This is a genomic window from Pseudomonas danubii, from assembly GCF_042980055.1.
GTDB classification, from domain to species: domain Bacteria; phylum Pseudomonadota; class Gammaproteobacteria; order Pseudomonadales; family Pseudomonadaceae; genus Aquipseudomonas; species Aquipseudomonas danubii.
In genome coordinates, this window is the sequence record NZ_CP116502.1 from 3243895 (window position 1) to 3267605 (window position 23711).

A 23711-nucleotide genomic window follows, 5' to 3' on the forward strand; every position below is an offset into this window, starting at 1 on the left:
CGCAGGCTGCGAAAATTGCCTTCGCACCCCGCGGCAGCCGTTATCAGCCTTCCACCGGCGGAATGTGGCCGAACAGCTCCTGGGCGAAGCGCACCCGCTCTTCGACGGTTTCCTCGATGCCCCGGGCCTTGAGTTGCTCAAGGTGGGCTTCAATAGCGTGGGTACGCTGGGTCAGGCCGCAGTCGTTGGCGATCTGGATATTCAGCCCGGGCCGGGCGTTGAGCTCGAGAATCAGTGGGCCCTTGTCCTGGTCCAGCACCATGTCCACGCCGATGTAGCCCAGGCCACAGAGCTCGTAGCAGCCGGCTGCCAGCTTCATGAAACCGTCCCAGTAGGGCAGTTGCACGCCGTCCACGGCGTTGGTGGTATCCGGGTGCTTGGTGATGATGTTGTTCAGCCAGGTGCCGCGCAGAGTCAGGCCGGTAGCCAGATCGACACCGACGCCAATGGCGCCCTGGTGCAGGTTGGCCTTGCCTCCGGACTGGCGGGTTGGCAGGCGCAGCATGGCCATCACCGGGTAGCCCATGAGCACGATGATGCGGATGTCCGGCACGCCTTCGTAGCTGATGCTCTTGAAGATCTGGTCCGGGGTCACCCGGTACTCGATCAGTGCCCGGTCGCGGTGGCCGCCCAGGGAATACAGGCCGGTGAGGATGCTGGAGATCTGATGCTCGATCTCCTCATGGCTGATGATCTTCCCGGAGACGGTGCGGTAACGGCCTTCGAAGCGGTCGGCGATCACCAGGATGCCGTCACCACCGGCGCCTTGCGCCGGCTTGATCACGAAGTCGTTGCGCCCACCGATGATCTCGTCGAGCTTGTCGATTTCCTTCTCGGTGGAGATCACCCCGTACAGTTCCGGCACATGGATGCCGGCCTTGATCGCCCGCTCCTTGGTGATGATCTTGTCATCGACGATGGGGTACAGGCTGCGCTTGTTGTACTTGAGCACGTAGTCGGCATTACGCCGGTTGATGCCCATGATTCCCCGCGCTTCCAGGGCTTTCCAGGTTTTCCACAGGCCGAACATCAGGAGTCAGCCTTGACGAAGGCTTTGAAACGCACGAGCTCCGTCAGGCGGTAGCCGCGGTAGCGACCCATCGCCAGCATGAAGCCCACCAGGATCAGCAGCATCGCCGGGAAGGTGAAGACGAAGTACGTCAGCTCCGGCACGCTCATGATCAGGTGCGCCAGGGACGCGGCAAACAGGGTGCCAATGGCGACTTTCATCGCGTGGCCGCCGCCACGTTCTTCCCAGGTGATGGACAGGCGTTCGATGGTCATGGTCAGGATCACCATCGGGAACAGCGCCACCGACAGCCCGCGCTCCAGGCCCAGCTTGTGGCTGAACAGGCTGATGGCGGCGATCAGCACCACGACGAAGGTCAGCACCACCGACAGCCGCGGCAGCATCTGCAACTTCAAGTGTTCCAGGTACGAGCGCAAGGAAAGGCCCAGCGCGGTAATCACCGTGAACAGCACGATACCGAAGCCCAACTGGGTCTCGCGGAATGCCAGGGCGATCAGCACCGGGGTGAAGGTGCCCAGGGTCTGCAGGCCGATCAGGTTGCGCAACACCAGGATCACCAGTACGCCGATGGGGATCATCACCATGATCATGAAGGTCTGCTGGGTCTGCAGCGGCAGGCCGTACAGCGAGTATTCGAGGAAGTTGGCGTCGGTGTTCTCGTCGGTCAGCTTGGCCAGGCGAATGGCGTTCATTTCGCTGTTGTTGAGGCTGAAGGTGACGTTGGCCTTCTTGCCGCCATCGACGGTGATCAGGTTGTCATCGCCGGTCCACCACAGCAGGCGGTCGCTGGGCATGCCCTGTTCGCCGGTTTCCGGGTTGAAGTACAGCCAGTCGGTGCCGTTGAAGCTGCGCAGCCAGAGTTCCGGGGTCTGCGGCTGATCGGCCACCAGGCGGATGGTGTGGACCTTCTCCATCGGCACGTGGGCGATGGACAGCAGCAGCTCGACGATCCTGGCCTTGTTGGCGCTGGAGGGGTCGCCGGCCAGCAGCAGCTTGGCGTTGTCGTCATTGGCGTTGTTGACGCGCTTGATGGCTTCGCTGATGAAGGTCTCGACGTCCGCCGAGTGCTGGCGGATTGGCGCCAGCAGGGCTTCGGCGGCGATCTTTTCCGCGCCTTCCACGGCCATGCTGTCGCGGAAGGTCGGGCCCTTGACCTTGGACTTCTCGGCGCTGTAGCGCTTGGTCAGCACCAGGCGGTAGTACAGGGTCTGGTTGCCCTTGGCCCGGCGTGCCGACCAGGTGACCTTGCGGTTGCCGTCGACGCGGTTGACCGCCACCCCGTAGTTGTTGGAAATGAAGCTCTCGTTGAGGCTCACGTAGTCGCGGCTCAGGGGCGGCACGAACATCTGGATCTTGATCGGGTCCTTGCCGTTGGCGACGAACTCGACCTTGGCGTCGATGTTCCACAGATCGTCGGTGGCGTCTTCGGTCACCGGAATGCCGAGCACGAAGATCTGATAGGCCGTGATCGAAATGCCCAGCACCACCAGGATGGCGATCAGGACTTTCAGATGAAGGGTAAGAGAGCGCATTGGAATTACTCTGCGGTATGAGCGTCGGTGGCGCAGGCGGGTTTGCCAGCAGCGTATTTAAGACTGGGGTCGACCAGCGCGTCGAAGCGTTTCAGCGCTTCGGAGCCAATCAGCAGCGGGTATTGGAAAGTGCTGCGGTCGGTCAGGTTCACTTCGATGCTGCGCAAGGCACTGCCCATGCAGACATCCAGAGCGATCACCGGACGCGCGGTGTAATTCTTGTCCTCATCGGGATCATAGTCGCCAGCGCGGCGCTTGATCTTGCTGACCCGGGCAAGGGGCCGTTCGATGGGGTGGGAATGGGCGGTGTCGATGGCCAGGTAGAAACGCACCCAGGACTCGCCATTGCGCTTGAAGCGCTTGATGTCGCGGGCACTTAAGGACGCAGTCTTGGCGCCGGTGTCGAGCTTGGCAGCAACTTCCAGGTCGATACCTGATAGATGAGCGTACTCGTTCAAACCGTAGACCGTCTTGCCGGCGGCGGCACTGAGACCGGGCAGGGCAGGCAGACAGAGGAGTAGGGGAAGGGCCTTGAGTCTCATAGATCCTGATGGGCTTGGGTTCTTCAGTTCAAGGCGACCGGCATTGCTGCGCAAGCTCCCTCGTATGCGTGTCATAAAAAGATGACAGGCCAATGCGGGCAGCATTCTAGCATGCTGGTTTTATGGCGCCAGCGTCGGGGGCGGGCCTTTTGTCTCGTTTGGGTGCAAAGGGTTATTAGACGATTGTCGACAATCTCAATTTTTCCTTTGACTGTTTAGGGGTTATTGGCTAGTTTTTGCCTCATTGATTTTAAAGGTGTCGACAATATGTTGGATCAACTGGAACATCCGCTGCCGACACAGGACGATTCTGAGACCCTGTCCGAAAACGTCTTCCGGCGCATCCAGGCCGCCATCGTCAAGGGCGAGATCGCCCCGGGCAGCAAGATCTCCGAGCCTGAGCTGGCCCGAACCTACGGCATCAGTCGCGGCCCGCTGCGCGAAGCCATCCACCGCCTGGAAGGCCAGCGCCTGTTGGTGCGGGTGCCTCATGTCGGGGCCCGGGTGGTATCCCTGAGCCACGCCGAGCTGATCGAACTCTACGAAATTCGCGAATCCCTGGAGGGCATGGCCTGTCGCCTGGCGGCGGAGCGCATGACCAGCGAGGAAATCGACGAATTGCGCCGGGTGCTCGATACCCATGAGCGCGATGCGGCGTTCCAGGCCGGGGTCGGCTACTACCAGCAGGAAGGGGATTTCGACTTCCACTACCGGATCATCCAGGGCGCGGGCAACCGCACCCTCACGCAAATGCTCTGTGGCGAGCTGTATCAGTTGGTGCGCATGTATCGCATCCAGTTCTCCGCGACCCCTAACCGCCCGCACCAGGCCTTTGCCGAACACCACCGGATTCTCGACGCCATTGCCGATCGCGACGGCGAACTGGCCGAGCTACTGATGCGCCGCCACATCGGCGCCTCGAAACGCAACATCGCGCGTCACTACCAGGACAGCGCCCATCAGACAGCCACTCCACGAGGTGAGTCATGAGTTCCAACAAGAGCACTCCAGGCCAGCGTTTCCGCGATGCGGTCGCCAGCGAACAGCCGTTGCAAGTGGTGGGCGCGATCAACGCCAACCACGCCCTGCTGGCCAAACGCGCCGGTTTCAAGGCGATCTACCTGTCGGGCGGCGGGGTCGCCGCCGGTTCCCTCGGTGTGCCTGACCTGGGCATCACCGGCCTCGACGACGTCCTCACCGACGTGCGCCGCATCACCGACGTCTGCGACCTGCCGCTGCTGGTGGACGTGGACACCGGTTTCGGTTCCTCGGCCTTCAACGTGGCCCGCACCGTCAAGTCGATGATCAAGTTCGGCGCGGCGGCGATCCACATCGAGGACCAGGTCGGCGCCAAGCGCTGCGGTCACCGTCCTAATAAAGAGATCGTGTCCCAGCAGGAAATGGTCGACCGCATCAAGGCCGCGGTGGATGCCCGCACCGACGACAGTTTCGTGATCATGGCGCGTACCGACGCCCTGGCGGTGGAAGGCCTGGAGTCGGCCCTGGAGCGCGCCGCGGCGTGCATCGAGGCCGGTGCCGACATGGTGTTCCCGGAAGCCATCACCGAGCTTGAGATGTACAAGATCTTCGCCGACCGGGTGAAAGCGCCGATCCTGGCCAACATCACCGAATTCGGCGCGACTCCGCTGTACACCACCGAACAGTTGAAATCCGTGGATGTTTCCCTGGTGCTGTACCCGCTGTCGGCGTTCCGTGCCATGAACAAGGCGGCGGAAAACGTCTACACCGCGATCCGTCGCGACGGCACCCAGCAGAACGTGATCGACACCATGCAGACCCGCATGGAGCTCTACGAGCGTATCGACTACCACAGCTTCGAGCAGAAGCTCGACGCGCTGTTCGCGCAGAAGAAAGGTTGATTCGCGAACCACGAACAAACCGTTGATGAAGTTGCCAAGTCCCTAACAAATTCAAGATTGGAGAGAGCAATGGCCGAAGCAAAAGTATTGAGTGGCGCAGGTCTGCGCGGACAGGTGGCTGGGCAAACCGCGCTGTCCACCGTGGGCCAGGCCGGTGCCGGGTTGACCTATCGCGGCTATGACGTGCGCGAACTGGCGGCCGATGCGCAGTTCGAGGAAGTGGCCTACCTGCTGTTGTACGGCGATCTGCCGACCCAGGAGCAACTGGCCGCTTACCGCGCCAAGCTGAGCAAGCTGCGGGACCTGCCTCAGGCGCTCAAGGAAGTGCTGGAGCGGATTCCGGCCCAGGCCCATCCGATGGACGTGATGCGTACGGGCTGCTCGTTCCTCGGCAATATCGAGCCGGAGGCGGACTTCTCCCAGCAGCATGACGTCACCGACCGTCTGCTGGCGGCTTTCCCGGCGATCATGTGCTACTGGTACCGCTTCAGCCACGAAGGCGTGCGCATCAGCTGTGTCAGCGACGAGCAGACCATCGGCGGCCACTTCCTGCACTTGTTGCACGGCAAGAAGCCCAGCGAGTTGCACGTCAAGGTGATGAACGTCTCGCTGATCCTTTACGCCGAGCACGAATTCAACGCTTCCACCTTCACCGCCCGGGTCTGTGCCTCGACCCTGTCGGACCTGTACTCGTGCATTACTGCAGCCATCGGTTCGCTGCGCGGCCCGCTGCACGGTGGTGCCAACGAGGCAGCCATGGAGCTGATCGAGCGCTTCCAGAGCCCCGAGGAGGCGACTGCCGAGTTGCTGCGGATGCTGGAGCGCAAGGACAAGATCATGGGCTTCGGTCACGCGATCTACAAAGACAACGACCCGCGCAACGAGGTGATCAAGGGCTGGTCGAAGAAGCTCGCCGACGAAGTGGGCGACAAGGTGCTGTTCCCGGTATCCGAAGCCATCGACAAGACCATGTGGGAGCAGAAGAAACTCTTCCCCAACGCCGACTTCTACCACGCCTCGGCGTACCACTTCATGGGCATCCCCACCAAGTTGTTCACGCCGATCTTCGTGTGTTCGCGCCTGACCGGCTGGGCTGCTCATGTGTTCGAACAGCGTGGCAACAACCGCATCATCCGTCCAAGCGCCGAGTACATCGGCGTTGAACAGCGCAAGTTCGTGCCAATCGAACGCCGCTGACCGGGAGGGCGCCGGCACTGTGGCTTGAATGAACCACAAACCTGTAGGAGCGAGCTTGCTCGCCATAGCGATGGATCAGCCGACAGCCATGTTGGATCTGCTTCAGTCATCGCGAGCAAGCTCGCTCCGACAAGGGATAGAGGTCCATTCAACACGCTGCCAGGCGCTCCCTTTGAAACTACCGTGATCGAGTCCCCTGACCATGAACACTGAATTTCGCAAGACGCTGCCCGGCAGCCAGCTGGACTACTTCGACGCCCGTGCGGCGGTCGATGCGCTTCAGCCAGGCGCTTACGACAGCCTGCCCTATACCTCCCGCGTGCTGGCGGAGAACCTGGTGCGTCGCTGTGATCCGGCGACCCTCAAGGCGTCCCTGGGCCAGTTGATCGAACGTCGTGACGACCTGGACTTTCCCTGGTTCCCAGCCCGCGTGGTGTGCCATGACATCCTTGGCCAGACTGCGTTGGTGGACCTGGCCGGCCTGCGCGACGCCATCGCCGACCAGGGCGGTGATCCGGCGCTGGTCAACCCGGTGGTGCCGACTCAGTTGATCGTCGACCACTCCCTGGCCGTGGAGTGCGGCGGCTTCGACCCGGATGCCTTCGACAAGAACCGCGCCATCGAAGACCGGCGCAACGAAGACCGTTTCCACTTCATCAACTGGACCAAGAAAGCCTTCAAGAACGTCGACGTGATCCCGCCGGGCAACGGCATCATGCACCAGATCAACCTGGAGAAAATGTCCCCGGTGATCCAGGTGCGCGACGGGGTGGCCTTCCCGGATACCTGCGTCGGCACCGACAGCCACACCCCGCACGTGGATGCCCTGGGGGTGATCGCCATCGGCGTGGGCGGCCTGGAAGCCGAGAACGTCATGCTCGGTCGCGCTTCGTGGATGCGCTTGCCGGAAATCATCGGTGTCGAGCTCACTGGCAAGTTGCAGCCCGGGATCACCGCCACCGACATGGTGCTGGCGCTGACCGAGTTCCTGCGCAAACAGAAAGTGGTGGGAGCCTGGCTGGAGTTCTTCGGCACAGGCGCCGCGGCGCTGACCCTGGGCGACCGCGCCACCATCTCCAACATGGCCCCGGAATACGGTGCCACTGCGGCGATGTTCTACATCGACCAGCAGACCATCGATTACCTCAAGCTCACCGGTCGTGAAGACGAACAAGTGCGTCTGGTAGAGAGCTACGCCAAGCACACTGGCCTGTGGGCCGACAGCCTGAAGAGCGCGCGTTACGAGCGTGGCCTGCAGTTCGACCTGTCGTCGGTGGTGCGCAACATGGCCGGGCCGAGCAACCCCCACGCCCGGGTCGCCACCAGCGACCTGGCGGCCAAGGGCATCGCTGGGCAGTGGTCCGAAGTGCCGGGGCAGATGCCCGACGGTGCGGTGATCATCGCCGCCATCACCAGTTGCACCAACACCAGCAACCCGCGCAACGTGATTGCTGCCGGCCTGCTGGCGCGCAATGCCAACAAGCTGGGGCTGACCCGCAAGCCGTGGGTCAAATCGTCCCTGGCTCCGGGTTCGAAAACCGTGGCCATGTACCTGGAAGAAGCCGGCCTGGGCCATGAACTGGAACAGCTGGGCTTTGGCGTGGTGGCTTTTGCCTGCACCACTTGCAACGGCATGTCCGGCGCCCTGGACCCGGTGATCCAGAAAGAGATCATTGATCGCGACCTGTACGCCACCGCTGTGCTCTCGGGCAACCGCAACTTCGACGGGCGTATCCACCCCTATGCCAAGCAGGCGTTCCTGGCTTCGCCGCCGCTGGTGGTGGCTTACGCGATTGCCGGCACCATCCGCTTCGATATCGAGAAGGACGTGCTGGGCCTGGACGCCAACGGCCGGGAAATCCGCCTCAAGGACATCTGGCCGAGCGACGAAGAAATCGACGCCGTGGTCAAGGCCGCGGTGAAGCCGGAGCAGTTCCGCAAGGTCTACATCCCGATGTTCGCCATCCACGAGGACACCGGTCCGAAAGTCGAGCCGCTGTACGACTGGCGTCCGCAGAGCACCTACATCCGCCGTCCGCCTTACTGGGAAGGGGCCCTGGCCGGGGAGCGTAGCCTCAAGGGCATGCGCCCGCTGGCGGTGCTGCCGGATAACATCACCACCGACCACCTGTCGCCGTCCAACGCCATCATGCTCGACAGTGCGGCCGGTGAGTACCTGGCGAAAATGGGTCTGCCGGAAGAGGACTTCAACTCCTACGCGACCCACCGTGGCGACCACCTGACCGCTCAGCGCGCGACCTTTGCCAACCCGAAACTGTTCAACGAAATGGTCGAGGAAAACGGCAAGGTCAAGCAGGGTTCCCTGGCGCGCATCGAGCCGGAAGGCAAAGTGACGCGGATGTGGGAAGCCATCGAAACCTACATGCAGCGCAAGCAGCCGCTGATCATCATTGCCGGCGCCGACTACGGCCAGGGCTCGTCCCGCGACTGGGCGGCCAAGGGCGTGCGCCTGGCGGGTGTGGAGGCGATCGTCGCCGAAGGCTTCGAGCGCATCCACCGCACCAACCTGGTGGGCATGGGCGTGCTGCCCCTGGAGTTCCTGGCGGGCACCGACCGCAAGACCCTGGGCATCGACGGCACCGAAACCTACGACGTGATCGGCGAACGCACACCACGGGCGCAGTTGACCCTGGTGATCAATCGCCGCAACGGCGAGCGGTTGGAGGTGCCGGTAACCTGCCGCCTCGACACCGCCGAAGAGGTGTCGATCTACGAGGCGGGCGGGGTGCTGCAACGCTTCGCCCAGGACTTCCTGGAATCGGCAGTCGCCAGCTAAATGACGTACCGGGGGCGGGCCGCAAGGCGCCGCCCCCGGTCTTTATCAGGACCAGAAATCCATGGCATTTGTAGCGCAAATCAAGATTCCGGCCACCTACATGCGTGGCGGCACCAGCAAGGGTGTGTTCTTCAACCTCAAGGACCTGCCCGAGGCCGCGCAGTTGCCGGGCGCGGCCCGCGATGCCCTGCTGCTGCGGGTGATCGGCAGCCCCGATCCCTATGACAAGCAGATCGACGGCATGGGCGGTGCCACCTCCAGCACCAGCAAGACGGTGATTCTGTCCAAGAGCATCAAGGCCGATCACGACGTCGATTACCTGTTCGGGCAGGTGGCCATCGACAAGGCCTTCGTCGACTGGAGCGGCAACTGCGGCAATCTCTCGGCGGCGGTCGGCTCGTTCGCCATCAGCAGCGGCCTGGTGGACGCCAGTCGCATTCCGCAGAACGGCGTGGCAGTGGTGCGCATCTGGCAGGCCAATATCGGCAAGAGCATCATCGCCCACGTGCCGATCACCAATGGCGAGGTTCAGGAAACCGGTGATTTCGAGCTCGACGGCGTGACCTTCCCGGCGGCCGAAGTGCAGCTGGAATTCCTCGATCCGGCGGCCGAGGAAGAGGGCGCCGGTGGTTCGATGTTCCCCACCGGCAACCTGGTGGACGACTTGGAAGTCCCCGGTGTCGGCACCTTCAAGGCGACTCTGATCAATGCCGGGATTCCGACGATCTTCGTCAACGCGGCGGACATCGGTTATCGCGGCACCGAGCTGCAGGGCGACATCAATGGCGACCCCAAGGCCCTGGCGATGTTCGAGACCATCCGCGCCCACGGCGCCCTGCGCATGGGCCTGATTCAGCACCTGGACCAAGCCGCCCAGCGTCAGCACACGCCGAAAGTGGCCTTTGTGGCGCCGCCGGCGGATTACCAGGCTTCCAGCGGCAAGGCGATCAAGGCCGGGGACGTCGATCTGTTGGTGCGGGCCATGTCCATGGGCAAGCTGCATCACGCGATGATGGGCACCGCCGCGGTGGCCATCGGTACCGCCGCAGCGATTCCCGGGACCCTGGTCAATCTGGCGGCCGGTGGCGGCGCGCGCAGCGCGGTGCGTTTTGGTCACCCTTCGGGCACCTTGCGTGTCGGCGCCGAAGCCACTCAAAGCGGCGGTGACTGGACGGTGGTCAAGGCCATCATGAGCCGCAGCGCCCGAGTGCTGATGGAAGGCTGGGTGCGAGTGCCTGGCGACAGTTTCTAAGCAGAGCCACGTTGGCGTGGCGGTGGGGCTTGCACCCTCGCCACCACCGCCAGTCGTGATGTCGTTATTGAATCGCTGAGCAGGCGCAGACCTGCGATGCCGTTATTGACCTGTACCTGAGGAATCACCGCCACCCACAACCTTGCAACAGGAGTGAAGCACTCATGAGCGCCAACGTTGACCTGAACAACCGTCCCGATTACGACCCGGTTTTGCAGGACATTGCCGACTATGTCCTGGACTACGTCATCGACTCCCGGGAAGCCCTCGATACCGCCCGCAATTGCCTGATGGATACCTTGGGCTGCGGCTTGCTGGCCCTGCGTTTCCCTGAATGCACCAAGCACCTGGGACCGATCGTCGAAGGCACGGTGGTGCCCTTCGGTGCCCGGGTTCCCGGCACCAGCTATCGCCTGGACCCGGTGAAGGCGGCCTGGGACATCGGCTGCATCGTGCGTTGGCTGGATTACAACGACACCTGGCTGGCGGCCGAATGGGGGCATCCCTCGGACAACCTCGGCGGCATTCTCGCGGTGGCCGACCATCTCTCGCAAAAGCGTGTGGCCAATGGTGAAGCGCCGTTGACCATGGGCGATGTGTTGCGAGCGATGGTCATGGCCCATGAGATCCAGGGGGTGATGGCCCTGGAAAACTCCTTCAACCGGGTCGGTCTCGATCATGTGCTGTTGGTAAAGGTTGCCTCCACAGCGGTCTGCGCCAAGCTGATGGGTGCCAATCGCGAGCAGTTGTTGGCGGCGTTGTCCCATGCCTTTGTCGACGGACAGGCGCTGCGTACCTATCGCCATGCCCCCAATGCCGGTTCGCGCAAATCCTGGGCGGCGGGAGATGCCTCAAGCCGTGGGGTGCGTCTGGCGGATATTGCACTGCGTGGCGAGATGGGCATTCCCGGGGTGCTCAGTGCGCCGCAATGGGGTTTCTATGATGTGCTGTTCAGTCACACCAACAAGGACCTGGCGTTGAAGCCCGAGGCGCGGCGCTGTTTCAGCCTGTCGCAGAAGTACGCCAGTTACGTGATGGAAAACATACTGTTCAAGATCAGCTTCCCAGCGGAGTTCCACGCGCAGACCGCCTGTGAAGCGGCGGTGACTCTGCATCCCCTGGTGCGCAATCGCTTGCCCGAGATCGACCGGATCGTCATCACCACCCATGAATCGGCGATCCGCATCATTTCCAAGGTCGGTCCCTTGGCCAATGCCGCCGATCGTGATCATTGCCTGCAATACATGACCGCCGTGCCCCTGGCGTTCGGCACCTTGGTGGCCGAGCACTACGAAGATGATTTCCACGCAGCGCATCCGATCATCGATCAGTTGCGGGGCAAGATGGAGATCGTCGAGGACCCGCGTTACACCCGTGAATACCTGGAGGCCGACAAGCGCTCCATCGCCAATGCCGTGCAGGTGTTCTTCAAGGACGGCTCCAGTACCGAGCAGGTGGCGGTGGAATATCCCATCGGTCACCGTCGTCGCCGCGCCGAAGGCATTCCATTGCTGGAGGACAAGTTCAAGGCCAATCTGGCCACGCGCTTCACCGCCCAGCGTTCGACGCAGATTTTCCAACTGTGCAAGGACCCGGCGCGCCTGGAGGCAACACCGGTGCATAGGTTCGTCGATTTGCTGGTGATCTGAGGCAACCTTCTCCCTTTGTAGGGACGAGTTTGCTCGCGATGAATGTCAGTGATGACACCGGTTCGCCGGGCGAACCCGGCGTTCCGATGGGGTTGGTGAGCAAACTCGCCGCTACTGAGTTCCTTTAGTCTTGGGCAGGTGTTCTGGACAGCCATTTATCCAATGGCAATTTGGTGATGGCAAAGCCGCCGAGCAGGGTGGCGGAGTACAGCAACAAGTCCCGGGACAGGCTCTGTCCTTCGTACCAGGCGCCGATGATCACCGCGAACACCGGGAAAATGATGAACACGAAGGACAGGATCACCGGGTTCAGTCGCTTGAGCAGGAAGAAGTAGACAATGAATCCGCCCACCGAAGCAGCCAGCCCCAGATACAGCAAGGCGCCCCAGGAACGCGGGCTGATGGCGGCAAAGTCCGGTTGCTCAATCCCCAGCCCCGCCAGGCACAGCAGCAAACCGGCGATGCCGATTGGCAAGGTGTTGTAGGTGATGACACTGATGGCGCTGCCGTGTTTCTTGGTGACCACGTAGCACAGTGCATGCAGCAGCGCCGCGCCGAGAATCGCCAGTACCCCCGACAGTTCGTTGTGATCGCTGAGCAGGCCTTGGCCGCGGATGATCTGGAACAGGCTGGCGAAGCCGACAGCGATGCCCAGCAGTTGTGCCAGATGAATCTTCTCGCGCAACAGCAAGGCGGAAAAAATCAGGATGAACACCGGCATGCAGCTGAACAGCAGCGCGGTCAGGCCCGAGGAGACGTGGACCTCGCCGTAGTTGAGCAAGGTGTAGGGCAGGCTGAAGTAGCACAAGGTGACGAACAGCAAGAAACCCCGGCTGCCTTTGGGAAACATCAGTGGTTCGCGGCGCAGCCAGGCAAAGCAGGCGAACAGCGGGAAGGCGATCAGAAAGCGCAGCCCGGCGGCGGTCAGCGGCGGCACGCTCTCCACGGCAATCTTGATGCCCAGCCAGGTGGTGCCCCAGCTCAGGCAGACAATCAGGAACAGGGTGCAGGTCACCAGCGTGGCGAGCCACTGGCGCGATGACACAGGCGTGGTAGGTGCTGCCGTGAGGGTGTTCACACTGACATTCCTTTCGTGATTGGCAATTGACCCCTATATTTGGCGAGTCATTTCCGGTGATTGAACCTGTAAAGCACGTTATTGGGGTAAATGATGGCTGTCAAAGTAAGTATTGACATGGTGTCAATGTTGCGTTCCGCGTTGCAGGAGGGCTCGGGGCCCAAGTACAAGCGGCTGGCAGAGGCCCTGGACCAGGGCATTGAGCAAGGCCTGCTGGCGCCCGGTAGCAAACTGTCTCCCCACCGGCTGCTGGCCGATCAACTGGGCGTGACCATCGGCACCATCAGCCGTGCCTATGCCGAGCTGGAGCGCCTGGGGCAGGTGGTGGCGCGGGTCGGTGATGGCACTTATGTGCGCCAGGACGGTTTGCAGCGTCAGCGTGATTCGGGGTTCCGCACTGTCGGAGACGAGTCGCCCGCGCTGTTCGACATGAGTCGCAATACCCATATCCCCGGTTCGGAGAGTCGTTACATCGCCCAGAGTCTGCGGGCTTTAGCCGACGATCCTCAGGGGTTGCTGGAGGTGGCTCGCTACAGCCCGGAAGCCGGGCTGGCGCGCTATCGCGAGGCCGGCGCCCGCTGGCTGAGCCAAGAGGGATTGCAGGTTGATCCCCAGCAGGTCATTTGCGTCAACGGGGCGCAGCACGGCTTGCATGTCGCCTTGCTGGCGCTGCTCAAGGCCGGGGATACCCTGGCTACCGAACACCTGACCTATCCGGGTCTGATCAGCACTGCACGGATGCTGGGGATCAAGTTGCTGGGGTTGCCCATGGATGAGCAGGGGCTGTTGCCCGAGGCGCTGGAGGAGGCGTGCCGGCATCACCGGCTGGCGGCCCTGTATTGCACGCCGACCTTGCAGAATCCCAGCACGGCGGTGCAGTCCCCGACGCGGCGGGAGGCCATTGCCGAGGTCTGTCGGCGACACAATCTGTTGATTCTTGAAGACGAAACCCATGCCGTGCTGATGGATCGGCGCCCGGCGCCGTTGGCGCATTTTGCCCCGGAGCGCACGGTGCTGATCAGCAGCCTGAGCAAGGCTGTGGCGGCTGGGTTGCGGGTCGGCTTCGTGCATGGGCCGCAGCCTCTGGTGGGACGATTGGCCGCAGCGCTGCGGGCAACCTGCTGGATGGCCACGCCGTTGGCCCTGGAGCTGGCTGCCGGGTGGATCGACGACGGTATTGCCGAACGCCTGCGTCAGCAGCAAATGGCCGAGATCACTCGTCGCAAGGGGCTGGTGGCGGGTTTGCTGCAAGGGTTGGAGTGGCGCAGTCCGCAGGCATGCCCGCATTTCTGGATTCAGGTTCCCGAGCCCTGGCGGGCCTCGGAGATCGAAGCGCATCTGAAGCAGCAGCACTATCTGGTGGCCACGGCCGAGGCCTTTGCCGTCGGCCAGGCAGGGGTGCCGCAGTTCATTCGTGCCAGTGTCTGCAATACCACTGCCGATGATCGGAAACTGACTGAGGGTTTTGCTGCGCTGGCTGCGGCGTTAAGCCAGGAGCCTGGATTGCCGGGGTGGTGAGACGCTGAAGGCGGTGTGGATGTGGCAAGGGCGCGTGCTTGCCACATCGGATCGGCTGAAGTGGCGTCGATGCTTACTTGAAGCGCCGTTCCACGCCTTTTTCCACGAGGATCTTGGCCGAGATCTCTTCCACCGAGAAATGCGTGGAGTTGATGTGGGGAATGTTTTCGCGGCGGAACAGGTTTTCCACCTCACGCACTTCGAACTCGCACTGGGCGTAGCTGGAATAGCGACTGTTGGGCTTACGCTCGTTGCGGATCGCGGTGAGGCGGTCCGGGTCGATGGTCAGGCCGAACAGCTTGTGCTTGTGGGCGCGCAGGGCGTTGGGCAGTTGCAGGCGCTCCATGTCTTCTTCGGTCAGCGGGTAGTTGGCCGCACGGATGCCGAATTGCATGGCCATGTACAGGCAGGTCGGGGTCTTGCCACAGCGCGACACGCCCACCAGGATCAGGTCGGCCTTGTCGTAATAGTGGGTGCGGGCACCGTCGTCGTTGTCCAGGGCGAAGTTCACCGCCTCGATCCGCTCCATGTAGTTGGAGTTGTGGCCAATGGAATGGGACTTGCCGACGGAGTAGGAAGAGTGCTCGCTGAGCTCCTGTTCCAGGGGGGCGAGGAAGGTCGAGAAGATGTCGATCATGAAACCATTGGAGGTGGCGAGGATCTCACGAATGTCCTGATTGACGATGGTGTCGAAGATAATCGGCCGATAGCCGTCTTTTTCGGCGGCTATATTGATTTGTTGTACCATGGCCCGCGCTTTTTCCATGCTGTCGATATACGGCCGCGTGAATTTGCTGAAGGTAACGTTTTCGAACTGCGCCAACAGGCTCTGGCCGAGGGTTTCCGCTGTGATGCCGGTACCGTCGGAGATAAAGAAAGCAGATCGTTTCATTTGCGGCTTGGGCCTTAAGCTAGTGACGATTCTTGGATATGATAGGCGCGATTTGTCGGCCGGGAATGGCCCGCATTCTCACTTATTTTCCAGGTCCAGGCCATATAGCGGGCAAACGCTCCAAAGAGCAGCCGGCTTCTGAGCTTTTCCAACACAGTTAGTGGAGAGATCACCTTGGTAGAGTACGTAGTTTCCCTCGATAAGCTCGGCAAACACGATGTTGAGCATGTGGGGGGCAAGAACGCATCCCTGGGCGAGATGATCAGCAACCTCGCAGGTGCGGGCGTATCGGTCCCTGGTGGCTTCGCCACGACAGCTCAGGCTTATCGTGATTTTCTTGAGTTGAGCGGTCTGAACGACCAGATCCATGCCGCCCTCGATGCGCTGGATGTCGATGACGTCAACGCCCTGGCCAAGACCGGCGCGCAGATCCGTCAATGGATCATGGAAGCCGAGTTTCCCGAGCGCCTGAACACCGAAATCCGCACCGCTTTCGCCGCTTTGTCGGCGGGCAACCCGGACATCGCCGTAGCCGTACGTTCCTCGGCTACCGCTGAAGACTTGCCGGACGCCTCCTTCGCCGGCCAGCAGGAAACCTTCCTCAACATCCGTGGCGTGGATAACGTGATTCGCGCGGCCAAGGAAGTGTTTGCTTCTCTGTTCAACGATCGCGCCATTTCTTACCGCGTGCACCAGGGTTTCGACCACAAGCTGGTGGCCTTGTCTGCGGGTGTGCAGCGCATGGTCCGTTCGGAAACCGGCACCGCCGGCGTGATGTTCACCCTCGACACTGAGTCGGGCTTCCGTGACGTGGTATTCATCACCGGCGCCTACGGCCTGGGTGAAACCGTGGTTCAGGGTGCGGTCAATCCGGACGAGTTCTACGTCCACAAGAACACCCTTGAAGCCGGTCGTCCGGCCATTCTGCGCCGCAACCTGGGCAGCAAGGCGATCAAGATGATTTACGGCGATGAAGCCAAGGCCGGGCGTTCGGTGAAGACCGTCGACGTGGACGCGGCCGATCGCGCGCGTTTCTGCCTGACCGATGCGGAAGTCAGCGAGCTGGCCAAGCAGGCGATGATCATCGAGAAGCACTACCAGTGCCCGATGGACATCGAATGGGCCAAGGACGGCGACGACGGCAAGCTGTACATCGTCCAGGCCCGTCCGGAAACCGTGAAGAGCCGCACCCAGGCCAATGTCATGGAGCGCTACCTGCTCAAGGAAACCGGCACCGTGCTGGTGGAAGGCCGTGCCATTGGCCAGCGCATCGGCGCCGGCAAGGTGCGGATCATCAAGGACGTTTCCGAGATGGACAAGGTCCAGCCAGGTGACGTGCTGGTCTCCGACATGACCGACCCGGACTGGGAACCGGTGATGAAGCGCGCCAGCGCCATTGTCACCAACCGTGGCGGTCGTACCTGCCACGCGGCGATCATCGCTCGCGAGCTGGGTATTCCTGCGGTGGTCGGTTGCGGCAACGCCACCGAGCTGCTGAAAGATGGCCAGGGCGTGACCGTTTCCTGCGCCGAGGGCGACACCGGTTTCATCTTTGAAGGCGAACTGGGCTTCGACATCAAGAAGAACTCGGTGGATGCCATGCCGGAGCTGCCGTTCAAGATCATGATGAACGTCGGTAACCCGGATCGCGCCTTCGACTTCGCCCAACTGCCCAATGCCGGCGTGGGCCTGGCTCGCCTGGAATTCATCATCAACCGCATGATCGGCGTGCACCCCAAGGCGCTGTTGAATTACGCCGGGCTGCCGCAGGAGATCAAGGACAGCGTCGACAAGCGCATCGCCGGTTACCACGATCCGGTGGACTTCTATGTCGACAAGCTGGTCGAGGGCATCAGCACCCTGGCGGCAGCGTTCACGCCGAAGAAGGTCATCGTGCGTCTGTCGGACTTCAAGTCCAACGAGTACGCGAACCTGATCGGCGGCAAGCTCTACGAGCCGGAAGAAGAAAACCCGATGCTGGGCTTCCGCGGTGCTTCGCGTTACATCAGCGAATCCTTCCGTGACTGCTTCGAGCTCGAGTGCCGCGCGCTGAAACGCGTGCGCAACGAGATGGGCCTGACCAACGTCGAAATCATGGTGCCGTTCGTGCGTACCTTGGGCGAAGCCAGCCAAGTGGTTGATCTGCTGGCTGAAAACGGCCTCAAGCGTGGCGAAAACGGCCTGCGCGTGATCATGATGTGCGAACTGCCATCCAACGCCATCCTGGCTGATGAGTTCCTCGAGTACTTCGATGGTTTCTCCATCGGTTCCAACGACCTGACCCAGCTGACCCTGGGCCTGGACCGCGACTCCGGGATCATCGCCCACCTGTTTGACGAGCGTAATCCTGCGGTCAAGAAACTGCTGGCCAATGCCATTGCCGCCTGTAACAAGGCTGGCAAGTACATCGGCATTTGCGGCCAGGGGCCTTCGGACCATCCGGATCTGGCCAAGTGGCTGATGGAGCAGGGCATTGAAAGCGTTTCGTTGAACCCGGACTCGGTGCTGGAAACCTGGTTCTTCCTGGCTGAAGGCCAGGGCGCGGCGTAATCGGTGAACGAAGAGTCGGTCGCTCGTGAGGCTGGCCGGCTCTTGAAGATTCAAGCAGGGCGTGCTTCTTCTGGATGCCGCCCTTTTTTGTGCAAGAAGAATATGCAAAGCAGCAGCAATCTATTTCCCGTCGCCTTGATCAGTGCCGAGCGTCGAGGCGACCTCAGCGAAGATGTCTATCGCTTGAAACCCGGCAACAGTCCGGACAGCTCCGTAGAGCTGGCGGTGACCCGCCTGGGGCTGGCTGATGAGCACGAGGCCCGGGGTGTGCCTGTGGTCCTGCTTCACGGCAGTTTTTCCAACCGGCGTTTCTGGTACTCGCCCAAGGGCATTGGCCTCGGGGCCTATCTGGCCCGAGCGGGCTTTGATGTGTGGATTCCCGAGATGCGCGGTCACGGTCTGTCGCGACGCAATGCCGATTACCGCAAGAATCGGGTGGCTGACTACGCGCGTTACGATCTGCCGGCGATTGCGGCCTTCGTTCGTGAGCAAAGTGCGCAAATACCGCACTGGATTGGCCATTCCCTGGGGGGTACCACCCTGGCGGCGGCTTTGGGTGGGCAGTATCTGGGGGATGCGGGGGTGGCTTCGGCAGCGTTTTTCGGCACCCAGGTCAGTCGCACCTACTGGCCGCTGAAAATTCCTATGGTGGAGTGGGGCGGGCGCCTGGTCATCAAGCGTTTTGCCCAACTCTCCGGTTCCCGGCTCAAGCGCGGTCCGGAAGACGAGCCCATTGGCCTGGCCTTGGAAAGCATGCGCTGGCATGGCCTGTTCGGTCGTTTTGGCGATGCTGATAAGGATTGGTGGGCAGGGCTAGCGGAGGTTTCAGTGCCGGTGCTGGCGGTCAGCGCAACTGGGGATCACCAGGACCCGACCTGGGCCTGTCGCAAGTTGTTCGATCAGTTGGCCAGCGAGCAGAAACAATTTGTCTGCCTGGGGCGTGAGCTAGGGTTCAGTAGCAATTTCGGTCATGTCGAGATGTTGGTGAGCAAGCCGGCGCAGACTGAGGTCTGGCCGTTAGTGGAGCGCTGGCTCAAGGATCAGCACACGCCGTTGCTGGTTTCAGCGCCCGAGCAGGTGGCTGCGGTCTGATGCGAGGGCTCTGAGAAGGGCATTTCGCTCGATAACGCTTGCGGCTAAGATATGACGCATTGTGCTGTTTTGGTCACATTCAGTTGTTGAGTCGACTTTCCGTTCCAGTGAGGCGGCTGCAAAATACGCGACAGGCCGATCAGCTTCTCAGGCATTGTGGGTTAAACATCTGCCGCTTGAGCTCGTATTTCCAAGGCAGCCCCTGGAATTTGCCGATACCTTCGATCGTGTTCTTTCTGCTACAGGAGTTTCTCGATGAACCATTACCTCACTCCCGACCTGTGCGACGCCTACCCGGACCTGGTACAGGTGGTTGAGCCCATGTTCAGCAACTTTGGTGGTCGCGATTCCTTTGGTGGGGAAATCGTCACCATCAAGTGCTTCGAAGACAATTCGCTGGTCAAGGAGCAAGTCGAACTCAAGGGGCACGGCAAGGTACTGGTGGTTGATGGCGGTGGTTCCCTGCGTCGCGCGCTGCTGGGCGACCTGCTGGCCGAGAAGGCGGCGAAAAATGGCTGGGAAGGTCTGGTGATCTACGGTTGCATCCGCGATGTGGATGTCATCGCGCAGACTGACCTCGGTGTCCAGGCCCTGGCCAGCCACCCGATGAAGACCGACAAGCGTGGCATTGGTGATCTCAATGTGGCAGTGACCTTTGCCGGTGTGACTTTCCGTCCGGGCCAGTATGTCTACGCCGATAACAACGGCGTGATCGTGTCGCCGAGCCCGCTGAAAATGCCTGAATAAGTAGTTGGCCTGACAAGGGATGAGGATGTTCGAGGAAGAAAACGCGCAATGGGGGCTGGTGCATGCCCTGGTGCTGGATGGTGAAGGTGGTGCGCGTTCGATAGCCCGGACTGAGCTTGACGATCTGCAGCTACAGGCCCATGAAAGCCTGTGGCTGCATTGGGATCGCAGTCATCCGCAAACCCAGACCTGGTTGCGCCGCTCCAGCGGCTTGAGCGAATTCAGCTGTGATCTGCTGCTGGAGGAAAATACCCGGCCGCGCTTGCTGGCCTTGCCGGAGTCGGAACTGCTGCTGTTTCTGCGGGGCATCAATCTCAATCCGGGAGCCGAGCCTGAAGACATGGTCTCGGTGCGCATCTTTGCGTCCGCGCAGCGGGTGATTTCTCTGCGCTTGCGGCCTTTGCGGGCCACCGATGAGCTGTTGGTACAACTGGCCGAGGGCAAGGGGCCGAAAACCGCCGCCGAGCTCCTCCTCTATATGGCCGAATACCTGACCCATAAAGTGCAGGATCTGGTCAGCGATCTCTCTGAAGTGGTCGATGCTGAGGAAGAAAAGCTAGATGCCGACGAACGGTATACCCCGGAGCATGGGAGTATTTTGCAGATCCGTCGCCGGGCTGCCGGACTGAAGCGTTTCCTGGCACCGCAGCGGGATATTTTCTCCCAACTGAGTCGGATAAAACTGCCCTGGTTCGCCGTCGATGATGGTGATTATTGGAATGAACTGCACAACAGCCTTACCCGTTACCTGGAAGAGCTGGAATTGACTCGAGAGCGCGTGGGGCTTGTGCTGGAGGCCGAAGACCGGCGCTTGAGCGTACGCATGAATCGAACCATGTATCGCTTCGGGATCATCACCGGGATCTTCCTGCCCATGAGTTTTCTCACCGGTCTTCTGGGGATCAACGTCGGCGGCATTCCGTTCTCCGCCAGCCCTTACGGATTCATCATTGCCTGCCTGCTGCTGGTGTCGGTGGCCCTGGGACAATGGTGGTTGTTTCGCCGTTTGCGCTGGGTGTGATGATGCGTCATGTGACCCGAATAAATCTGATCGCGTCTTTTCCAGACATCACCCGAGGTGCGTATGCACGATCCGTTTGAACAGTCTTTGCGTGACATGCTCAAAGCTTCGCCATCGAGCCGCGATGACGATGCCTGCCTGGGCCGCGTACTGAAAACCGCCAACCGCCAGGTTGGTGCGGGGGATCTGTTCAGCCTGCTGGGCCGCTGGCTGCCGGCGCTGATGATCGCCTTGAATAACGGATCGGCCCATATCGCGCCGGTTTCCCGTCGTAAATCTTCTGCTCGCACTGCTGATAAGGCTGATTGAATATGGAACTTGATCTCTGGACGCAGAGCCTCGTCACGGCGATGACTGCCTTGTGGACCAAGGTAGCGAACTTCATTCCGAACCTGTTCGGCGCGCTGGTGGTGCTGTTGCTGGGCTTCGTGGTGGCCAAGCTGCTGGATACCCTGTTGTCGAAATTGCTGGCCAAGCTGGGCCTGGATCGCCTGATGGGCGGTACCGGCTTGACCAAATTGCTGTCCCGCGCGGGCTTGCAAGTACCGATCTCGACCTTGATCGGCAAGATCGTCTATTGGTTCGTTCTGCTTATTTTTCTGGTTTCTGCTGCTGAATCCCTTGGCCTTGAGCGAGTTTCGGCTACGCTCGACATGCTTGCGCTGTATTTGCCGAAGGTTTTCGGTGCTGCGCTGGTGCTGTTGGTGGGGGTTCTGCTGGCGCAATTGGCCAACGGTCTGGTGCGCGGAGCGGCGGAAGGTGTAGGCCTCGATTACGCCAGTGGCCTGGGACGGATTGCCCAGGGGCTGGTGATCATCATCAGTATTTCCGTTGCGATCAGTCAGTTGGAGGTCAAAACCGACCTGCTCAACCATGTGATCGTGATCGTATTGATTACCGTTGGTCTGGCCGTTGCGCTGGCGATGGGTTTGGGAAGCCGGGAAATTGCCGGACAGATTCTTGCGGGAATCTATGTGCGTGAGTTGTACCAGGTTGGGCAACAAGTACGTGTTGGTGAGGTCGAAGGCCAGATCGAAGAGATCGGCACGGTTAAAACTACATTGCTGACCGAGGAGGGTGAGCTAGTCTCTCTGTCCAATCGGATCCTGCTGGAGCAGCATGTAAGTAGCCGCTAACCCGGCAAACCCTGCTAATGTATGCCGCCGCAAAATGCCCTCATCGGGCTGCGGCGGACATTGACCTGACTGTCGGCACGACTCGTTTTGAATAAAACCCAATCGCTATCCACGCGCTATGACCCCCGTGAGCTCTCTGATGAGGAGTTGGTTGCGCGCTCACATACGGAGCTGTTTCACGTAACACGCGCCTATGAAGAGTTGATGCGACGCTATCAGCGGACCCTATTTAATGTTTGTGCGCGTTATCTAGGGAACGATCGTGATGCGGATGATGTCTGTCAGGAGGTGATGTTGAAGGTGCTGTATGGCCTTAAGAACTTTGAGGGCAAATCGAAGTTCAAGACATGGCTATATAGCATCACGTACAACGAATGCATCACGCAGTATCGCAAGGAGCGGCGCAAGCGTCGGTTGATGGACGCTTTAAGTCTTGACCCCCTCGAGGAGGCCTCTGAAGAGAAGGCGCCGAAACCTGAGGAGAAGGGCGGACTTGACCGATGGCTAGTGCATGTGAACCCGATTGATCGAGAAATTCTGGTGCTACGATTTGTCGCAGAACTGGAGTTTCAGGAGATCGCGGACATCATGCACATGGGGTTGAGTGCTACAAAAATGCGTTACAAACGTGCTCTTGATAAATTGCGTGAGAAATTTGCAGGCATTGCTGAAACTTAGTTCGGCGCAAATATCTCTTACGTCTAGGTGAGTTCTGATAGACTTACCGCCGAGTTGTCCCCCGGTATGTGGGACTGCTTTACAATCACCAGATGGGGATTTAACGGATGAAACTGAAAAACACCTTGGGCATTGCCATTGGTTCTATTGTTGCCGTGACTTCGTTCGGCGTTCTGGCGCAAGGCCAAGGCGCGGTCGAGGGTGAACTGTTTTACAAAAAACAGTACAACGACAGCGTTAATCACGTTGAAGACGGCTTCAACCCAGGCGCATCGATCGGTTACTTCCTGACCGACGATCTGTCGTTGAACGCCACCTACGACAAGACCAACCACACCCGTTCTAACGACGGTACTGGTAACCAGAAAATCAAAGGCGACAACTTCGGCCTGAACGCTCAGTACCACTTTGGTACCGTGGGTGACGCTCTGCGTCCATACGTTTCCGGCGGTGTTGCTCACAAGAGCATGACCAACGTGATCGCTGACGGTCACAGCGGCCGCGACCAGTCGACTTTCCTGACTGCAGGCGCTGGTGTTAAGTACTACTTCACCGACAACCTGTTCGCCCGTGCCGGCGTTGAAGCTGACTACAAGCTGGACAACGGCAAGTGGGACTACGCTCCTACTATCGGTCTGGGTGTGAACTTCGGTGGCAGCGGCGGCAAAGTTGCTCCAGCTCCAGTTGCTCCAGCTCCAGCTCCTGAGCCAGCTCCAGAAGCTCCAGTTGCTGAAGTTGTTCGTGTTGAGCTGGACGTTAAGTTCGACTTCGACAAGTCGGTCGTTAAGCCTAACAGCTACGCTGACATCAAGAACCTGGCTGATTTCATGAATCAGTACCCACAGACCACCACCGTTGTTGAAGGTCACACTGACTCCGTCGGTCCTGACGCTTACAACCAGAAGCTGTCTGAGCGTCGTGCAAACGCCGTTAAACAAGTTCTGGTCAACCAGTACGGCGTTGGCGCTAACCGCGTTCAATCCGTTGGTTACGGTGAGTCCCGCCCAGTTGCCGACAACGCAACTGAAGCTGGTCGCGCAGTTAACCGTCGCGTAGAAGCATCGGTTGAAGCTCAAGCTAAGTAATTAGCCTTGTAGCTTGGAAAAACCCGGCCTAGGCC

Annotated in this window: 20 protein-coding genes; 15 read left to right on the plus strand and 5 right to left on the minus strand. The window is 60.7% G+C overall.

Annotation, left to right across the window (positions count from 1 at the left end; genetic code table 11):
• Window positions 1-43 precede the first annotated feature (43 nt).
• From PFZ56_RS15145 to PFZ56_RS15155, 3 genes are read right to left on the minus strand one after another with little or no spacing between them, the layout of a single operon-like run.
• Entirely contained in the window at window positions 44-1030 is a 987-nt protein-coding gene (locus PFZ56_RS15145) for an alpha-L-glutamate ligase-like protein (protein WP_102878964.1), read from the minus strand.
• Window positions 1030-2562 (minus strand): inactive transglutaminase family protein, encoded by a 1533-nt coding sequence (locus PFZ56_RS15150; RefSeq protein WP_102863860.1) that lies wholly within the window; start codon window positions 2560-2562, stop codon window positions 1030-1032. The genes PFZ56_RS15145 and PFZ56_RS15150 overlap by 1 nt, the downstream gene beginning before the upstream one ends.
• A gap of 5 nt (window positions 2563-2567) precedes the next feature.
• Window positions 2568-3104: an ATP-dependent zinc protease gene (locus tag PFZ56_RS15155; protein WP_102863859.1), complete on the minus strand. Its 537-nt coding sequence runs from the start codon at window positions 3102-3104 to the stop codon at window positions 2568-2570.
• Between the two features lie 267 nt (window positions 3105-3371).
• On the opposite strand from PFZ56_RS15155, the gene PFZ56_RS15160 reads away from it, so the two are divergent.
• The 6 genes from PFZ56_RS15160 to prpD all read left to right on the plus strand — a co-directional run bounded on the left by PFZ56_RS15160 (window position 3372) and on the right by prpD (window position 11879).
• Window positions 3372-4094 carry a GntR family transcriptional regulator gene (locus PFZ56_RS15160; protein WP_102863858.1) on the plus strand — a complete coding sequence of 241 codons (723 nt, stop codon included), beginning with the start codon at window positions 3372-3374 and terminating at the stop codon, window positions 4092-4094.
• Window positions 4091-4984, plus strand: coding sequence for a methylisocitrate lyase (gene prpB / locus PFZ56_RS15165; RefSeq protein WP_011060181.1), 894 nt, complete (start codon window positions 4091-4093; stop codon window positions 4982-4984). The genes PFZ56_RS15160 and prpB overlap by 4 nt, the downstream gene beginning before the upstream one ends.
• 69 nt (window positions 4985-5053) lie before the next feature.
• Window positions 5054-6181 carry a 2-methylcitrate synthase gene (gene prpC, locus PFZ56_RS15170; protein WP_170003341.1) on the plus strand — a complete coding sequence of 376 codons (1128 nt, stop codon included), beginning with the start codon at window positions 5054-5056 and terminating at the stop codon, window positions 6179-6181.
• 202 nt (window positions 6182-6383) lie between these two features.
• On the plus strand, window positions 6384-8978 hold the full coding sequence (acnD, locus tag PFZ56_RS15175; RefSeq protein ID WP_102878966.1) for a Fe/S-dependent 2-methylisocitrate dehydratase AcnD: 2595 nt from the start codon (window positions 6384-6386) through the stop codon (window positions 8976-8978).
• A gap of 61 nt (window positions 8979-9039) precedes the next feature.
• Window positions 9040-10230: a 2-methylaconitate cis-trans isomerase PrpF gene (gene prpF / locus PFZ56_RS15180; protein WP_170003339.1), complete on the plus strand. Its 1191-nt coding sequence runs from the start codon at window positions 9040-9042 to the stop codon at window positions 10228-10230.
• Between the two features lie 164 nt (window positions 10231-10394).
• Entirely contained in the window at window positions 10395-11879 is a 1485-nt protein-coding gene (gene prpD, locus PFZ56_RS15185; RefSeq protein ID WP_170003337.1) for a 2-methylcitrate dehydratase, read from the plus strand.
• Window positions 11880-12003: 124 nt separating this feature from the next.
• Here prpD and PFZ56_RS15190 read toward each other — a convergent pair whose 3' ends face one another.
• A complete protein-coding gene (locus PFZ56_RS15190) occupies window positions 12004-12957 on the minus strand; it encodes a DMT family transporter (protein WP_170003335.1) in 954 nt (317 codons plus the stop codon).
• Window positions 12958-13050: 93 nt separating this feature from the next.
• On the opposite strand from PFZ56_RS15190, the gene PFZ56_RS15195 reads away from it, so the two are divergent.
• Window positions 13051-14475, plus strand: coding sequence for a PLP-dependent aminotransferase family protein (locus PFZ56_RS15195; protein ID WP_170003333.1), 1425 nt, complete (start codon window positions 13051-13053; stop codon window positions 14473-14475).
• A 73-nt stretch (window positions 14476-14548) separates the two neighbouring features.
• On the opposite strand, the gene PFZ56_RS15200 is transcribed toward PFZ56_RS15195, so the two are convergent.
• The gene (locus PFZ56_RS15200) at window positions 14549-15367 is read right to left on the minus strand and encodes a pyruvate, water dikinase regulatory protein (RefSeq protein ID WP_102863851.1); all 819 of its coding nucleotides are present in this window, start codon (window positions 15365-15367) and stop codon (window positions 14549-14551) included.
• A 174-nt stretch (window positions 15368-15541) separates the two neighbouring features.
• On the opposite strand from PFZ56_RS15200, the gene ppsA reads away from it, so the two are divergent.
• The 8 genes from ppsA (at window position 15542) to PFZ56_RS15240 (ending at window position 23676) form a co-directional block, all read left to right on the plus strand.
• On the plus strand, window positions 15542-17917 hold the full coding sequence (gene ppsA, locus PFZ56_RS15205) for a phosphoenolpyruvate synthase (RefSeq protein ID WP_102878970.1): 2376 nt from the start codon (window positions 15542-15544) through the stop codon (window positions 17915-17917).
• Window positions 17918-18019: 102 nt separating this feature from the next.
• The gene (locus tag PFZ56_RS15210) at window positions 18020-19009 is read left to right on the plus strand and encodes an alpha/beta fold hydrolase (RefSeq protein ID WP_123392283.1); all 990 of its coding nucleotides are present in this window, start codon (window positions 18020-18022) and stop codon (window positions 19007-19009) included.
• A 255-nt stretch (window positions 19010-19264) separates the two neighbouring features.
• Window positions 19265-19756 carry a ribonuclease E activity regulator RraA gene (gene rraA, locus PFZ56_RS15215; RefSeq protein ID WP_102863848.1) on the plus strand — a complete coding sequence of 164 codons (492 nt, stop codon included), beginning with the start codon at window positions 19265-19267 and terminating at the stop codon, window positions 19754-19756.
• Window positions 19757-19781: 25 nt separating this feature from the next.
• Entirely contained in the window at window positions 19782-20777 is a 996-nt protein-coding gene (locus tag PFZ56_RS15220; RefSeq protein WP_102863847.1) for a zinc transporter ZntB, read from the plus strand.
• A gap of 63 nt (window positions 20778-20840) precedes the next feature.
• Window positions 20841-21086, plus strand: coding sequence for a hypothetical protein (locus tag PFZ56_RS15225; RefSeq protein WP_011060193.1), 246 nt, complete (start codon window positions 20841-20843; stop codon window positions 21084-21086).
• Window positions 21087-21088: 2 nt separating this feature from the next.
• Window positions 21089-21913: a mechanosensitive ion channel domain-containing protein gene (locus PFZ56_RS15230; RefSeq protein WP_016964357.1), complete on the plus strand. Its 825-nt coding sequence runs from the start codon at window positions 21089-21091 to the stop codon at window positions 21911-21913.
• Window positions 21914-22000: 87 nt separating this feature from the next.
• Window positions 22001-22591: an RNA polymerase sigma factor SigX gene (gene sigX, locus PFZ56_RS15235; RefSeq protein WP_011060195.1), complete on the plus strand. Its 591-nt coding sequence runs from the start codon at window positions 22001-22003 to the stop codon at window positions 22589-22591.
• Window positions 22592-22698: 107 nt separating this feature from the next.
• Window positions 22699-23676 (plus strand): OmpA family protein, encoded by a 978-nt coding sequence (locus PFZ56_RS15240; protein WP_025128772.1) that lies wholly within the window; start codon window positions 22699-22701, stop codon window positions 23674-23676.
• Window positions 23677-23711: the final 35 nt, after the last annotated feature.